Origin of the sequence: Aquibaculum sediminis, from assembly GCF_040712085.1 — a bacterium.
GTDB lineage: Bacteria > Pseudomonadota > Alphaproteobacteria > Kiloniellales > DSM-21159 > Aquibaculum > Aquibaculum sediminis.
This window is the reverse complement of the sequence record NZ_JBFCVK010000007.1, coordinates 147661-162967: the sequence shown is the minus strand read 5'-3', so window position 1 is coordinate 162967 and position 15307 is coordinate 147661. Positions and strand designations below refer to the sequence as shown.

15 protein-coding genes are annotated in these 15307 nt (G+C 62.3%); 10 read left to right on the top strand and 5 right to left on the bottom strand.

What is annotated here, in order from left to right; all coding sequences use genetic code 11:
- The first annotated feature begins 355 nt into the window (after positions 1-355).
- Together ABZ720_RS12955 and ABZ720_RS12950 are read left to right on the top strand one after the other, a co-directional pair.
- Positions 356-1429: a DUF262 domain-containing protein gene (locus ABZ720_RS12955; protein ID WP_366555946.1), complete on the top strand. Its 1074-nt coding sequence runs from the start codon at positions 356-358 to the stop codon at positions 1427-1429.
- A complete protein-coding gene (locus ABZ720_RS12950) occupies positions 1429-2349 on the top strand; it encodes a HEPN domain-containing protein (protein ID WP_366555945.1) in 921 nt (306 codons plus the stop codon). The genes ABZ720_RS12955 and ABZ720_RS12950 overlap by 1 nt, the downstream gene beginning before the upstream one ends.
- Before the next feature lie 27 nt (positions 2350-2376).
- Here the strand turns inward: ABZ720_RS12950 and ABZ720_RS12945 are convergent, their stop codons facing one another.
- On the bottom strand, positions 2377-3162 hold the full coding sequence (locus ABZ720_RS12945; RefSeq protein ID WP_366555944.1) for an alpha/beta hydrolase: 786 nt from the start codon (positions 3160-3162) through the stop codon (positions 2377-2379).
- A gap of 27 nt (positions 3163-3189) precedes the next feature.
- Entirely contained in the window at positions 3190-4896 is a 1707-nt protein-coding gene (ade, locus tag ABZ720_RS12940) for an adenine deaminase (RefSeq protein ID WP_366555943.1), read from the bottom strand.
- Between the two features lie 334 nt (positions 4897-5230).
- Between ade and ABZ720_RS12935 the strand changes: the two genes are divergently transcribed.
- The 6 genes from ABZ720_RS12935 to infC all read left to right on the top strand — a co-directional run bounded on the left by ABZ720_RS12935 (position 5231) and on the right by infC (position 9278).
- Positions 5231-5473 carry a hypothetical protein gene (locus tag ABZ720_RS12935; RefSeq protein WP_366555942.1) on the top strand — a complete coding sequence of 81 codons (243 nt, stop codon included), beginning with the start codon at positions 5231-5233 and terminating at the stop codon, positions 5471-5473.
- On the top strand, positions 5460-6005 hold the full coding sequence (locus tag ABZ720_RS12930) for a hypothetical protein (RefSeq protein ID WP_366555941.1): 546 nt from the start codon (positions 5460-5462) through the stop codon (positions 6003-6005). The genes ABZ720_RS12935 and ABZ720_RS12930 overlap by 14 nt, the downstream gene beginning before the upstream one ends.
- A 20-nt stretch (positions 6006-6025) precedes the next feature.
- Positions 6026-6214 (top strand): type II toxin-antitoxin system HicA family toxin, encoded by a 189-nt coding sequence (locus ABZ720_RS12925; RefSeq protein ID WP_275823525.1) that lies wholly within the window; start codon positions 6026-6028, stop codon positions 6212-6214.
- 4 nt (positions 6215-6218) lie between these two features.
- Positions 6219-6626 carry a type II toxin-antitoxin system HicB family antitoxin gene (locus ABZ720_RS12920; protein ID WP_366555940.1) on the top strand — a complete coding sequence of 136 codons (408 nt, stop codon included), beginning with the start codon at positions 6219-6221 and terminating at the stop codon, positions 6624-6626.
- A 103-nt stretch (positions 6627-6729) separates the two neighbouring features.
- Positions 6730-8655, top strand: coding sequence for a threonine--tRNA ligase (thrS, locus tag ABZ720_RS12915; protein WP_366555939.1), 1926 nt, complete (start codon positions 6730-6732; stop codon positions 8653-8655).
- A gap of 101 nt (positions 8656-8756) precedes the next feature.
- Complete coding sequence (gene infC, locus ABZ720_RS12910; RefSeq protein WP_275823528.1) at positions 8757-9278, top strand: translation initiation factor IF-3; 522 nt, start codon at positions 8757-8759, stop codon at positions 9276-9278.
- A gap of 324 nt (positions 9279-9602) precedes the next feature.
- On the opposite strand, the gene ABZ720_RS12905 is transcribed toward infC, so the two are convergent.
- Genes ABZ720_RS12905 through ABZ720_RS12895 form a run of 3 tightly spaced genes read right to left on the bottom strand, consistent with a single transcriptional unit; the run spans position 9603 to position 13320 of the window.
- Positions 9603-10313, bottom strand: coding sequence for an ATP12 family chaperone protein (locus ABZ720_RS12905; protein WP_366555938.1), 711 nt, complete (start codon positions 10311-10313; stop codon positions 9603-9605).
- 5 nt (positions 10314-10318) lie between these two features.
- A complete protein-coding gene (locus ABZ720_RS12900) occupies positions 10319-12622 on the bottom strand; it encodes an AsmA family protein (RefSeq protein WP_366555937.1) in 2304 nt (767 codons plus the stop codon).
- The gene (locus tag ABZ720_RS12895) at positions 12619-13320 is read right to left on the bottom strand and encodes an HAD-IA family hydrolase (protein WP_366555936.1); all 702 of its coding nucleotides are present in this window, start codon (positions 13318-13320) and stop codon (positions 12619-12621) included. The genes ABZ720_RS12900 and ABZ720_RS12895 overlap by 4 nt, the downstream gene beginning before the upstream one ends.
- 208 nt (positions 13321-13528) lie before the next feature.
- Here ABZ720_RS12895 and ABZ720_RS12890 point away from each other — a divergent pair, with 208 nt between their 5' ends.
- Both ABZ720_RS12890 and ABZ720_RS12885 read left to right on the top strand, forming a co-directional pair.
- Complete coding sequence (locus ABZ720_RS12890) at positions 13529-13948, top strand: OmpA family protein (RefSeq protein WP_366555935.1); 420 nt, start codon at positions 13529-13531, stop codon at positions 13946-13948.
- A 154-nt stretch (positions 13949-14102) separates the two neighbouring features.
- Positions 14103-15251 (top strand): polyamine ABC transporter substrate-binding protein, encoded by a 1149-nt coding sequence (locus ABZ720_RS12885; RefSeq protein WP_366555934.1) that lies wholly within the window; start codon positions 14103-14105, stop codon positions 15249-15251.
- Positions 15252-15307: the final 56 nt, after the last annotated feature.

Sequence of the window (15307 nt, the reverse complement as noted above, 5' to 3'; positions counted from 1 at the left end):
GGTGGATGGCGTAGAAGCGCTTGTTCGAGCTGCTTTGAACAACGGCTTGCTCGTGGCTCTACTCCCTCCCCAACGCCGGGATGACGGGTAGCTGATTTAAGTGAAGGAGTTCGGGAACTAAAGCGTAGCAGACAAGATTCCTGGCACTTTATGGTTGCGCCCGCGCGCCGATCCCCGGTAGCGTAAAGCACTCGCGACACCCTTTGAGTTCACTAGGTAAATACATTGGTTGTAGGCCCGATTTTATAGTCGATGCTCATAAAAGCAGTAGAGATTTAGCAATGCATCTAAGTGTTTGCACATCACGTTGCATAAAGTAACAAATTACCCTTGGCCATGAAAAGCGGAGAACGCAATGAAGGAAAGTGCATCGCTAGCGGAAAATTTTAACAGAGCGCAATCTAAGCTAGTTATACAAACTGCAGATCTGCCACTGGGGACGTTGGCAAATATGGTCGAAGAGGGTTCTATTGACCTGTCGCCAGGCTTTCAGAGGCGCGAGCGATGGAAACAGGAAGATCAATCAGCACTTATAGAGAGTTTCCTACTAAATGTTCCAGTTCCGCCAATATACCTATCTGAAGAAGATGATGGGAAGTATACTGCAATTGATGGAAAGCAACGACTAAAAGCTATAGCGGATTTTATGAGCGGAAGAATTGCGCTACGGGGACTTGAAAGCCTAGTTCAAGCCGAGGGTAAGTATTTTAATGATATGCCATCAGAAATTTATAATGCACTGCGGCTCAGGCCTTTTCTGAGGGTGGTGACACTTCTTAAGCAAACCAATGAACATCTTAAGTACGAGGTGTTTCTTAGGTTAAATAGAGGTGGAGAAAGCCTTAATCAACAAGAAATTAGAAATGTTGCTTTTCGCGGTGCGATGAATGATGCCATATATGAATGTGCAAAGAATACGTTTCTACGTAAGCAGTTAAAAATTACGTCCGAAAAGTCGCAATCATACCGCCAAATGCAGGATGCGGAGTTTGTATTGAGATTTTTGGCTCTGTCAGTTGATCTAGCTCATTTCCGAGGAAGTCTAATCCGACAGATGGATACTTTTATGTTGAAGCATGAAAATACTGATAAAAAAAGTGCATTCAATATCTCTAATAGTTTTAATATTGCGATCGCACGCGTTGAAGAAATTTGGGGCGAGAGGGCGTTTCAAAGACCTGATGGCTTGGGATGGAGAGACCAACTTCTTGCCGGCCTATACGATGCGCAAATGCTAGCATCATGGAGATTAGAAGAAAAAGAGTTTATATCTGTATGCTCAAGGCGTAAGCATATCGTCGAGAAAACGAGACAGCTTTTTAGTGATAAAGAGTTTGATAAATCTGTTCGCACGGGCACTAATACGCCTGCGCGCATTAGGTATAGAGTTACAAAAACATACGAAACGCTTCTGAGTGAAGTTAATTAATGATGAACGCGGAGTTCTTTGATATCCTTGAATCTATAAAAGGCGTTACAGCAGAGGAGATTCTGGTTGACGCGTCATTGGGTTCGTCGAAGCATAATACAAGTGCTCGAATTCTGCGGCACGGACTATCTGTATCATCTTTTGCCTTATTAGAAAAGTATTTACAAGGGGCGTTTCATGCGTTCATGGAGGACGCTTCAAAAACAAAAATTGCGTATGCTGATATGAGTGAAGATTTTAGAAAATTTGTGACGATTTATGCGACAGAAGGAATTCTAAATAGAATGAGTTTTATGCCAAAAGCAGATCGTCTTTCATTTTTTGAGAGCGAAATATCTTTTTTGCCGAACGCTATGACCCTTCCTGCAAGATTTAACGCTCATGGATTTAGTCCAAAAGGCTCAAACATTAGCAAAGACGACATTGCATCGGCACTGAAGGCGTTGGGAGTGCATACGCCTTGGTCCAAGCTCACAGCAATCACTGGAGAATTAGGGGCGCATAGGACAGATTTGGGCGATGATTTTGAAAATTTAGCTCGAACAAGGCATAGTTCAGCACACAACCCAACGGGAAACGTCACAACCACGGATTTAGAAACAAATCTCACCGTATCTGCCTTAATAGCGTTGTCTGTCGCATTATTGCTGCATTCACTAAAGAAAATATATATCAAATCGCATACTGCGAAAAAATTAAGAGAAGAGGCAAAGAATCCGCCAATTAAGGTTCGTTTTGTTGACAAAACATTTGATGGGGCGTGGATAGAAAGGAAAAGGTCGACCGGAAAAGCTGTTAAGCGCCATTCATCATACGAAAAAGCACTCAGAGCTTCACAATTAAGGAGGGATGATTCACCTATTGTGGTGAGGAATAGCAGTGGAATACCGTTGCGGATAGTTTTACAGGGGTTTTCCTAGATGTTCTATTATCGCGGGTAAGAATTTTCAGCCCAGGCCGGCCACCAACCCCTCCAACACCGCCCGCAGCACCCTTAAATCCTCCTCCCGCGATAGCCGGTGGTCACCGTCCTTGATGAGGACCGTTTTCACGTCCTCGCCGGCGTAGGCCTCTTCCAGGCGCAGGGCGTGGGGCCAGGGGACGTCAAGGTCGCGGCGGCCCTGGAGGGTGCGTAAGGGGCAGGTGAGGGGGATGGCATTGCGCAGCAGCAGGTGGTCGCGGCCCTCCTCGACCAGGCGGCGGGTCACCACCGTCGGCTCCTCGGCGTAGGGCGAGGGCAGGGGCAGGCGGCCGTCGCGCAAGAGCTGTTCGCGCTGTTCTTCCGAGAACTCGGCCCACATCAGGTCTTCGGTGAAGTCGGGGGCGGAGGCGATGCCGACCAGGGCCGCCACGCGCTCCGGCCGGGCCAGCGCCGCCAGCAGCATGATCCAGCCGCCCATGGAGGAGCCGACGAGGATCTGCGGCCCCTCGGTCAGGGCGTCGAGCGCGGCGATGGCGTCGGCGGCCCAGCGGCCGATGGTCCCATCCTCGAAGTCGCCGGAGGATTCCCCGTGGCCCAGGTAGTCGAAGCGCAGGAAGGCGCGGCCGCGGGCCTTGGCCCAGTCCTCCAGCGCCAGGGCCTTGGAGCCGGTCATGTCCGACTTGAAGCCGCCGAGGAAGACGATGCCGGTGCCGGTCCCGGCGGTGCGGCGGTAGGCGAGGCGATGGCCGTCGCCCCGGTCGAGGTACTCTGGCTCAATGAAGCTGGCCGAGGTGCTGGCTTGGTCGCTCATGCGGGGCACTCGTCTCGATAAGGCGGGTCAGGCTGCGATCAGTTCGAAGCGGTCGACGTCGACCAGGCCGCGGTCGGTGATCTTGAGGTGCGGGATGACCGGCAGCGCCAGGAAGGCCATCTGGATGAAGGGGTCGGGCAGGGGGCAGCCGATGGCCTGCGTCGCCGCCTGCAGCGGCTTCAGTGCTGCGGCCACCTCGGCGAAGGGGCGGTCGGACATGAGGCCGGCCACCGGAAGCGGCAGCTCGGCCAGCACCTTTCCGTCGCGCACGGCGACGAAGCCGCCGCCCAGTTCGATCAGGCGGTTGACCGCCACGGCCATGTCGCTCGTGGCGGCGCCGATCACGGTGACGTTGTGACTGTCGTGGCCGACGCTGGCGGCCAGCGCGCCCTCGCGGAAGCCGAAGCCCTTCACGAAGCCGCGGCCGATGTTGCCGCTGTAGCGGTGGCGCTCCACCACGGCGACGCGCAGCACGTCCTGCTCGACATCGGGCAGGCGCAGGCCGCCGCGCTCCGGCAGCGACAACTCCAGCCGCTCAGTCACGAGCGAATGGGGAATGATGCCGATGACCGGCTGCGGCAGGCCGACGGGCACGTCAAAGGCTTCGGCGGTCACGGGCGCGAGCTTCATGGAGTTGTAGCCCACGGGCGCGATGCCCGGGTCCTGGGCCAGCAGGGCCTCGTCCACCGGGCGGCCGGCGGCGACCACCTGGCTGACCGCGCAGGTCTCCAGGTCGTCCAGCAGCACCAGGTCGGCGCGCTGGCCCGGCGCCACCATGCCGCGGTCGGCCAGCCCGAAGTGGCGCGCCGCGGCCCAGGAGACACAGCGGTAGACGTCGAGCGCCGGTGCGCCCAGGGCAATGGCGCGGCGGATGAGGTAGTCCAGGTGACCCTCGCGCTCGATGTCCAACGGGTTGCGGTCGTCGGTGCAAAAGGCGAGGAAGGGCCAGGTGCGCTCGGTCAGGAGCGGGATCAGGGTGTCGAGGTTTTTGGCGACGCTGCCTTCGCGCAGCAGCACCTGCAGCCCGCGCGACAGCTTCTCCTCGGCCTCGGCCAAACTGCTGCTTTCGTGGCAGTTGCGGATGCCGCAGGCGGCATAGGCGCAGAGGTCGCGCCCGCCGACCATGGGGGCGTGGCCGTCGATGTGCCGTCCCTCGAAGGCGGCCAGCTTGTCCAGCACGCCCGGGTCCTTCGCCAGCAGGCCGGGGAAGTTCATCATCTCGGCCAGGCCCAGGCTGCGCGGATGGTCGCGCCAGTGCGCCAGCTCCTGCGCCGACAGGGCCGCGCCGCTGGTCTCCAGGTGCGTTGCCGGCACGCAGCTCGAAAGCTGCACGAAAAGGTCGAGGGGGATGCGGCCCGAGACCTGCAGGAAGTACTCCAGCCCTTCCGCGCCCAAAACGTTGCTGATCTCGTGCGGGTCGCAGATCGCCGTCGTAGTCCCGCGCGGCAGCACACAGCGGCCGAACTCCACCGGCGTCACCATCGAGCTTTCGACGTGGACGTGGGTGTCGATGAAGCCGGGCACCACGATCCGGCCGCGCGCGTCGATCTCGCGGGTGCCGCGGTAGTCGGGCCCGACGCCGACGATGGTGTCGCCGCAGACTGCCACGTCACCGGACTCCAGCACCCCGCGCGCCACGTCCAGATAGCGCCCGCCCTTGATCACCAGATCGGCCGCGGTGGCGCCGCGCGCCTGGTCGATGCGGCGGGCCAGTGTCTCCTGATAGCCGGTCATGCCGGGTTTCCTCGTCTATTTTGCCCCAGTCTAATCCGCGCGCGGCGGGAGTGAAACCGGCTGTGCGTTTCCTGCGCGGTTACGACGCCGTCCCTCGCTGTCTCTCCACCCAGCACTGCGAGCGACCGCAGCGGAGCGCGGCAGTCCAGGGCGGCTGACCTGTGGCCCTGGATCGCCGCGTCGGCTTCGCCTCCTCGCGATGACGGGGTTGGGGATATGAGGTGGGAAAATCGCGCAAAGAATGCACGGTAAACTAGTTTACTCTTTTGCTCTGGCAAGGAAGGTTGCACGTTGTTGACGTCTGTTAACGATCGCCGCATACTGAGCGCACCCAATGGCCAGGCCTCGACATCCGCATAAGGAGGTGGAGGAGGCTGTGGCCTACGCCGAGGCGCTGGGATGGGGCTGGCGCCCGCTGGGGCATTGGGGGCGCTTGTTCTGCCCTCTTGCGGATCGGGAAGGATGCCAGATCGGGGTCAACAGCACGCCGCGCAACCCCGGCAGCCACGCCCGGCAGATCCGTCGCGCGGTGGACAGATGCCCGCATGGGCGGGAGTTCGAAGATGAGAACCTATGAACTCGCCATCGTTGCTTCCGGGCTGGACCCACAGGATGAGGATCTCGAGGCGCGCTTCTACCGCGCTGGCTGCGATGACGCGACCATCTCCTTTCAGCGCGGTCGCATCATAGCCGACTTTGCGCGGGAGGCAGGCTCGCCGGAGGACGCCGTCGTTTCCGCCATCGAGGACGTAATGAAGGCGGGTGCTACGGTTGAACGCGTGGAGCCCGACCCCTTGGTCAGCCTGACGGACATGGCGTCGCGTGCGGGCCTGACGCGTGCCGCCTTGTCGCTCTATGCAAAGGGACAGCGCGCGAGCGGCTTCCCGCCGCCGGTGGCGCGCGTCACCGCCGCAAGTCCGCTCTGGGACTGGGCGGACGTCTCCCGCTGGTTCTGCGATCATGGCAAGCTCGATCGGGAAGAGGTGGCCCTCGCCCAGGTGGTGAAGGCGGCAAACGAGGCGGTGACTGCTGGCGAAGCGGGCCATCTTCGCGACCGTCTCAGGGCAAACGCCCGAATGGTGGAGCCGGCGCTTATTGAAACTGACTGACCTTATGCATATAAATACACATGCGAAGCGGTGAGGTCATAAAGCGCCTTGAGGCGGATGGCTGGTATGAGGTGCGACAACGCGGCAGCCACAAGCAGTTCAAGCACCCGGTAAAGCAGGGACTTGTCACAGTTCCCCATCCACAGCGGGATATGCCGTTCGGCACGCTGCGCTCCATAGAAAGACAGGCGGGGCTGAAGCTCCGGTAACGACATGCGCTATTACATCGCCCTGATCCACAAGGATGCCGACAGTGACTTCGGCGTTTCCTTCCCGGACCTCCCCGGCTGCGTCACCGCGGGACGGGACCTGGCCGAGGCGCGGGCCATGGCCGAGGAGGCCCTGGCGCTGCATCTGGAAGGACTCGCGGCTGACGGAGATCCCGTGCCGGAGCCCTCGGATCTGGACCGGGTGATGAGCGACCCCGAGAACCGCGAGGGCGTTGCAGTGCTGGTACCGGCGCCGGAGGTGCGTATGCGCGCCGTGAGGGTCAACGTCACCTTTCCGGAGGACCTTCTGGCCTCCATCGATGCCTATGCGAGCCGCCACGGCTTCAATCGTTCGGGCTTTCTCGCCAAGGCGGCACGGGAGATGATGAGCGACCGGCGGGATGGCCGCTGAGCCGCGCCGAATATCCCCGCGTCCCCTTGCTTGACAGTGCCGGTCAAGACTCCTTTGATCCGGCTTCTTAACGGTGTTCCCAAAAGGCAGGAAAGACTAAGGCATGGTTGCGATTACGTTGCCGGACGGATCGGTGAAGAGCTTCGACGGGCCGGTGACGGGGCAGGAGGTCGCCGAGGCCATCGGGCCCGGACTGGCGAAGGCCGCGCTCGCGGTGAAGGTCGAGGGCGATCTGCGCGATTTGACGCGCCCGATCGAGCAGGACGCGCGCCTGGAGATCGTGACCCGCAACCATGATGATGCCCTGGAGCTGCTGCGCCACGACGCAGCGCACGTGCTCGCCGAGGCGGTGCAGGAGCTCTATCCCGGCACGCAGGTGACCTTCGGTCCGGCGACGGCCGACGGCTTCTACTACGACTTTGCGCGCGACGAACCCTTCACGCCGGAAGACCTGGAGAAGATCGAGCGGCGCATGCACGAGATCGTCGACCGGGACGAGGCGATCAGCCGTGAGGTCTGGGAGCGCGACGATGCGATCCGCTTCTTCAACGAGATCGGCGAGAAGTACAAGGCGGAGCACATCGCCACACTGCCGCGCGAAGAGGTGATCTCCATCTATCGCCAGGGCGAGTGGCTGGACCTTTGCCGCGGGCCGCACCTGCCCTCGACCAAGAATCTGGGCCACGCCTTCAAGCTGCTGCGGGTCTCCGGCGCCTACTGGCGCGGCGATGCCAAGAACCAGCAGCTCCAGCGCGTCTACGGCACGGCCTGGGAGGACGAAAAGCGTCTCAAGGCTCACCTGACCATCCTGGAGGAGGCCGCCAAGCGCGACCACCGTCGCCTGGGCCGGGAAATGGATCTCTTCCATCTGCAGGAAGAGGCGGTGGGCAGTGTCTTCTGGCACCCGCGCGGCTGGACGCTCTATCGCACGGTGGAGTCTTACATGCGCCGCCGCCTGGAGGCCGGCCATTATGTTGAGGTGAAGACGCCGCAGCTCATCGACCGCTCCCTCTGGGAGGCCTCGGGCCACTGGGAGAAATTCCGCGAGCACATGTTCATCGCCGAAAGCGAGGACCGGATCCTGGCAGTGAAGCCCATGAACTGCCCGGGGCACGTGCAGATATTCAAGCGCGGCATCACCTCCTACCGCGATCTGCCGCTGCGCATGGCGGAGTTCGGCTCCTGCCACCGCAACGAGCCCTCCGGCGCGCTGCACGGGCTGATGCGCGTGCGCTCCTTCGTGCAGGACGACGCCCACATCTTCTGCACCGAGGACCAGATCGTCTCGGAGACGGAGCGCTTCTGCGACCTGCTGAAATCCATCTACGCCGACTTCGGCTTCACCGATGTGAAGGTGAAGTTCTCCGACCGTCCGGAAAAGCGCGCCGGCGCCGACGCCATCTGGGACAAGGCGGAAAAGGCGTTGATCGAGGCGACCGAGGCGGCGGGGCTGGAGTACAGCCTGAACCCGGGGGAGGGCGCCTTCTACGGTCCCAAACTGGAGTTCGTGCTGCAGGACGCCATCGGCCGCGACTGGCAGTGCGGCACGCTGCAGGTGGATTTCGTGCTGCCGGAACGCCTCGATGCGAAGTACATCGGCGAGGACGGGGAGAAGCATCGCCCGGTGATGCTGCACCGCGCCATCCTGGGCTCCTTCGAGCGCTTCCTGGCCATCCTGGTGGAGAACTTCTCCGGCCGTTTCCCGCTCTGGCTGGCGCCGCTGCAGGTGGTGGTCTCTCCGATCACCAACGAGGCCGACGCCTATGCCGAAGAGGTCGCCGCAGCCATGGCCAAGCGTGGGCTGCGGGTCGAGACCGATCTGCGCAACGAGAAGATCAACTTCAAGGTCCGCGAGCACTCCCTGGCCAAGGTTCCGGTGATTGCCGTCGTCGGCGCCCGCGAGGCGGAGCAGCGTAGCGTGACCCTGCGCCGCCTTGGTAGTAAGGCGCAGGAGACTCTTGCGCTCGACGATGCGCTCATTACACTAGAGACGGAAGCTGCGGCGCCCGACCTGCGGCCCACGGCGTAACCCATTTCTTACCGAAGAAGGCTGGGTTGCGCTCGCGGCCGTTGGGGGGTTCGCAGCCGGTCAATGCAATTTGAGGAGATGCTTCCATAGCCAGACCACCAATGGACGCCGCGCCTTCCCGCGAAGGACCGCGCGTCAACGATCAGATCCGCATCCCGAAGGTGCGGCTGATCGACGAGACCGGAGAGAATGTGGGTGTTGTCGCAACGCGCGATGCGCTGTTGCGCGCGGAAGACGCCGGGTTGGACCTGGTCGAGATTTCGCCCATGGCCGACCCGCCCGTGTGCAAGATCCTCGACTACGGCAAGTTCAAGTACGAGGCGCAGAAGCGGGCCAACGAAGCCCGGAAGAAACAGAAGGTCATCGAGGTCAAGGAGATCAAGATGCGCCCGAACATCGACCAGCACGACTACCAGGTGAAGATGCGGTCGGTGGCGAAGTTTCTGGAGGAGGGTGACAAGGTCAAGGTCACCATGCGCTTCCGCGGCCGTGAAATGGCGCATCAGGAACTGGGCCTGGCCCTGCTCAATCGTGTGCGCGACGAGGTCGGCGAGGCTGCAAAGGTCGAGCAGACCCCCAAGATGGAAGGTCGCCAGATGACCATGGTCATGGCACCGCGTTGAGCTTCCGGGCGCGGTCGCGTGCGGTGCCGTGCCCCCACTAGAGCAGATCGAGTCGAATCGGCTTCGCGAAGCGACCCAGTTTGATTCGTGAATCTGCTCTACACCTTTGCTTCAGAGCGGATTCACGCGTTTGTTCTGAACGCTGCGCGTTACAGATCAAACGCGATCCGCTCTAATAGTCTCCGGTCTGCTGAACCTTGAAGAAGGGATCAGCAGACCGGTTGGACTGCCCGCATCACCGCGAGTTCGACTCACGGACCCGGGGTGATCCCTGTACCATCATTTGATACCCCAAGTCCGGGCAAGCCTCAGCGCTGTTTGATGCTACTGTCGCAGCAGCGTGAGGAACCGCTCGCAGTCGGCAAGCTCCTGCTGCATCGCATCCCGGAGCGCCTTGGCCTCCGCGTCTTCCCCCCAGTGTTCCAGTTCGTAGGTCTGATCGAGTTCTGCCGCATCGAATGCGGCAGCAGCATCGATGTGCGCGTGACTGAAGGCCAGACCGATCACCAGGGAACCGCTCAGGCGCACCACGGTCGCCAGGGCGGTCAGCGCGAAGTCATCGTGACGCGCGATCGCCCGCTGCAGGGCCCGCAACGAGGCGCCGTCCTGTTCGATGGCATAGATCCCGCTGGTGACCGCCAGGGGAGCGTCGAACGTTAAAGCGGCCCAATCCAGCAAGGGCTGCCAGCAGTCGCGTTGTCGACGGACCAGAGATTCCGGGTACTCGACGCGATAGCAGAGCAGATCGGTCTGGGCGAACTCGGCCAGTTCCTCCGTGATCTGGGCTCGCTGACCCGCGACGAGATCGATGGCGGTGAAGGAGAGCGAGGTCACCGGCATCCTGGCTGCGTCAACACGTTCGCCTTGCGCCTGCCACTCCTCTGCGGCCGCCTGGGCGAGGGCGGCGGTGGGTAGAAGGAAGGGTGCCTTGGCCGGGGTCTTCACGGGACGGCCGTCAAGTTCCACTTGCCACCCTTCCGGGGTCGCGGTCGCCGTCGCGGTCTTGTAGAAGCGTTTGGTCTTTGCTTGCTGCATTCCGATCAGTTCCCGAAGAGTCCGCGCAGCTGGCGGCCGATTTCATCGCCGGCCCCCTCCAGATCCTGAGGCAGGTTTTCCTGCAACTGGCGGCCCATGTCCTCGATCTGTTGTTGAGGCGCGGACGTTTCGGCGGGTTCCGTCCCCGCGGCTTCCAGCGCCACCGCACAAGGGTTCTCGCTCTCGGCTTCGCTTTCGCTCATGCCCAGCATGGCGGAGAGCGCGGCCGGCGGCGCGATCGCGATGCCTGCCATTTCAGCCGCCCGCTGTGCGGTGCCGAGCGGATCGGGCGCAAAGCGCGGCTCCTTGAGGGTGTCGCGGACATTGAAGGGAATGGCGAGACTGACCAGTGCCGGCACCCGCGAGGAGGTGTCGAAGTGCATGTCCAGCGATTCGTCGCGCAGGTCCACGCGTCCGCTGCCGGCCACCGAGAAGGTGCTGGTGTCGATCAGCGCGGCGCGGTTGGTCGCCACCCCGTCCTCGAAGGTGATCTGGCTGATCACGCAGTGCAGGGAAGTGGTGTCCTGTTCGCCGAAGAGCGGGTTCATGATCTCGTTCAGGCCGGATCCGACGATCGCCAGCAGCCGGTTGGAGATCACGCCTTCGCCCACTTCCAACTCGCTCTCGCCGTTAAGCGAGGAAGCAAGCGTGCGCGGGCTGTTGCCGCGCCCGGAGAGATCAAGGCGGGCGTCGAGCAGGCCCTGCATGGAGTCGCTGATCTCCCTTTCACGCATCAAGCGCCCCAGGTTCAGGCCGCTCAGGGTGAGGTCGCTCACCAACGCTGGCGGCTGCTGGCTGGCGTCGAGGCGCAGTTGACCTGAGAGCTGCCCTTCGTAGAAGGAAAGATTGCGCGGCTCCAGGGTGAGGTCGCCGGCCGAGAGGCGCGCCAGAACGTCGATCGATTCGAGCTCCAATTCGTTCGGCAGGCGCAGACGGCCCACCTGCAATTCAACCTCGCCATCGAGCGTGCGCAGGGCGTCCAGCGGAAGGGGCGTGTCGGGAATGAGGAAGGGGGAGTCCTCGCCACTGCCGCTGCTGTCATCGCCTCCGTCGTCTTCGCTGCCCTCGGGCATCAGGGCGGTGAGATCGAGAAAGTCGGAAGCGATGCGGGCGTTCAGGCGCGGCCGATCCCCGCCCAGAGCCAGTTCAACCTGGCCGGTCACGGCGTTCTCGCCGACCTGGGCCGAGAGATCGGAAAGCGTGATGCCATCGGGTGCGGCGACCAGAGCCGTGTCCAGTGTCCAGGCGCCAAGCGGCGGCGCTTCGGCGCCACCCAGGGAGGCCAATGCTTCCAGCGCCGGCCCTTCGCCACGGACCCGAGCTTCGACCCGCGGTGCCCCCTCGTTCAGGCCGGCCACCTGGCCCTCCGCTTGAAAACTGGACTCGGCCAGGCTGCCCTCCACGGCTTCGAAGGTCAGTGCGTCGCTGCTGTAGCCGAAGCGTCCGGCGAGGCTGTAGGCCCCAATGTCGGGCAGGTCACGGCCGGCAAGCCGGGACAAGGCAGGCAGATCGCTGCCGTCGAGCGAGATATGCAGGTCTGCGCCCGGGTTCTCGTCGGGGGCGGTCACCAGTCCCTCGACGGCGAAAGCCGTGTCCGCCAGATGCCCTTCCAGGTCGACAGGGACGTCGGCCCCCGACAGGATCAGCGCAGGCGCGCCGACCTGCCCCTCCAGGGCGAAGGGAATCTCCTGGTAGGTGCCGGAAACATCGAGGTTCAGGCTATTCTCGGTCTCGCTGATCTGTGCTTCCTCGACGGTCAATGCGAGGCTTTCGCCGCTGCGCCCGTCGCGCCAGGTCACTCGCGCATTCTCGATGGTCACCGCTTCCAGGCGCGGAAGCTGCGGTTCGCCTTGCGCTCCGCCATCCGAAGCGGGTTCAGCAGGCTGTTCCTCGCCGTCTGCAGAGTCTTGGCTGAAGTCCCAGTTGGCTCGGCCCTCGGCATCGGTTTCCAGCAGGATGTCGGCATCGACCAGGACCAAGCGCTGCACTTCGATTTCGCTTTGCAGCAGCGGCAGCAGGGCGACCTGCACCTCCAGCCGCTCGGCGCGCGCCATATCCTCGGCGCCGCCGCCCGGCGCGTTGGCGAAACGTATGCCCTCGAGGCGAATGGCGGGCGTTAGCGAGAGCGCGATATCGATCGGTCCCTCGATCTGCAGCTCGCGGCCCGTCGCCTTCTGGACTTCGTTCTCGGCCAGGCGCCGGATCTCGTCGAAGTCCTGACTTGTCAGGATGATGTATCCCACCACCAGAACCGCCACAGGAACGGCGATGACCAGGAGCAGCGCCCATTTGATCCAGCCGAGTCTCATGTGCTTGTCTCCTTCAGCCCCGCCAGAACGTCCGGCAGGCGGGTGAAATCCTCAACGATGCCGCGTGCACCGGCGGCGCGCAGCTCGTCGGGCGCATGATAGCCCCAGCCAACCCCGAGCGACGAGATGCGGGCATTGCAAGCCATCTCGATGTCATAGGTGGTGTCACCGATGAGTACGGCATCCTGTGGCTGGAAACCGGTCTCGGCCAGAGCGCGCAGTACCATGCCGGGATGCGGCTTACTGGGCGAATGATCCGGGGTCTGGAGCGTTATGAAGCGGTCGGCAAGCGCGTGCTTCTCCAGTGCTGCGCTCAGGCCACGGAGATTCTTTCCCGTCGCAATGCCGAGGCAGACGTCGGGCTGATCGAGTTGCAGCAGGGCGTCGCGAGCGCCGGGAAACAGCACCTCGCAATAGTCCGGGTGCTGGCGCCAGGCAAAGAAGGCCTCACGATAGGCAGACGTCACACGAGCGGTGCGACTTTGCAGGGCTTCGCCCAGCAGCTTGCCCACCGCCAGTTCGAGCGACAGTCCGACCACCCGGCGCACCTCTGCCAGCGCTGGGGGCGGCAGACCATCGGCGGCGAAAGCCTGAGCCATGCAGCGGTGGATGTTCGCCTGACTGTCCACCAGCGTGCCGTCGAAATCGAACAGGATGAGTTTGAAGGGCGGTCGGCCCATGGAAGCGGCTGTACCCAACGCGGATGTCCTTTGCCCAGGCATGCCCGTAGGTGACCCGGCGAGCCCATGTCGTCAAGGGCCGCGGCGCCCTCCGGCATCGTCGTCAAATGTGTCGAAAGCAGGCGTGGTACGCCTCCCGGCTGCCCCGGGGTTGCCCCAATCCAATGTTTGCATGATGCTTCTGCGGCCCGATCAGCGGGCCGATGGCGAGAAATCAGATCTATTGATGCGACGCACTTTGACCCTTGCCGCCGCGCTTGCGACGATCTTTGTCGCGTCCCAAGCGGTGCGTGCCCATGCGGTTTGTGACCGTGCCCTTGAGCAGCCGCAACGCCCGCCGGTCGTCATCGGTTTCTCGGCGGATTCCGCGGAGCTCACGGAACGGGAGCGCACGCGGCTTGAGCGCGTTGTTCCCGACTATCTCGCTATGCCTGACCTCAAGCTCTGCATCATTGCGCAGGCAGACGGTCAAGGAGACGGCCAGTACAATCGGCGCCTGGCAGAGCGGCGGGCCGAGGCAGTGGCGGCCGTGCTCACCGAGGCCGGCCTGTCGAACAGGGTCATTCTCCTCGATGTGGGGTCGGCAGATGAGGCCGGCTACCACGCCCTGGAAAGGCGCATTCTTCTGCTGGAAGCCGCGCGTTGAAGGCTTGCGTTCGGCACTCCGCCAAGGCGAGAATGCGGCACGCAAGGGTCGAGATAAGGCTTGCGTAGGGCCCGCAGTTCGAGGCCAAAAGGCCATGAGGGTTCCGCGAGCGATCTCGACACCGAGGGCAACAGGGAAGGCGGAGCGGAACATCATGATCAAAAAGCGAATCACCATCGGTGGCCGAACGGGCCGGCGCTTTGCTTTGGGCGCGGGCGTGGGGACAGCAGCCCTGACACTGGGCCTGGCCGGGGGGCTGGCTGGTGCTCAGGCTCAGGACACCGTCAATGTTTACAACTGGTCCGACTATATCGCCGAAGACACCATCGCCAACTTCGAGGCGGAAACCGGCTTCAAGGTTAATTACGACGTCTACGACAGCAACTCTGTGGTCGAGGCCAAGCTGCTGGCCGGATCCTCCGGCTACGACGTGGTCGTGCCGACGGCCGTTCCCTATCTTGCACGTCAGATCGAAGCGGGCATCTATCAGAAGCTCGACCGCAGAAAGATCCCCAACTGGGACAATCTTGACCCAACCCTGCTGCGGCCGGTGGGCGATCTGGCCGATCCGGGCAACGAGCATGCCGCCATCTACATGTGGGGCACCAACGGCTTCGGCTATAACGTGGAGAAGATCGAGGAGCGGATGCCGGACGCCCCGGTGGACTCCTACGCCATGCTGTTCGAGCCGGAAGTGTTGGAGAAGTTCGCCGATTGCGGCGTGGCCTTCCTGGATGACGCCTCCGAGGTCTTCCCGGTTCTGTTGCACTATCTCGGCCACGATCCCTACGACGAGGATCCGGACAATCTGGCCGAGGCGGAAGAGCGGATGATGGAGCTTCGCCCGCACATCCGTTACTTCCACTCCTCGCAGTATATCAACGACCTGGCGAATGGTGAGATCTGCCTGGCCTATGGATGGTCCGGCGACGTTTTCCAGGCGCGGGACCGGGCTGCCGAAGCGGGGCAGGGTGTGGAGATCGAGTACACCATTCCCTCCGAAGGCACGATCCTCTGGTACGACATGCTGGCCATTCCCGCCGATGCGCCAAATCCCGACGGCGCGCATGCCTTCATCAACTATCTCCTGGACCCCGAGGTGATGGCGGACATCACCGACTACGTGGTCTATGCCAATGCAGTGCCGGCTTCCCTGGAGTACGTCGACCCGGAGATTGCCGAGGACCCGGCAGTCTTTCCGACCGATGAGGTGAAGGAGCGGCTTTTCTCCGCCGAGGTGATCACGCCACGCTTCGAGCGCCTGCGTACTCGGGCCTGGACGCGGGTCCGCACCGGGCAGTAGCCGGCAGAGTGACCGGCAGGTGGCTGGCTCAATCGACAGCGCCTTGTAAGCGGGGG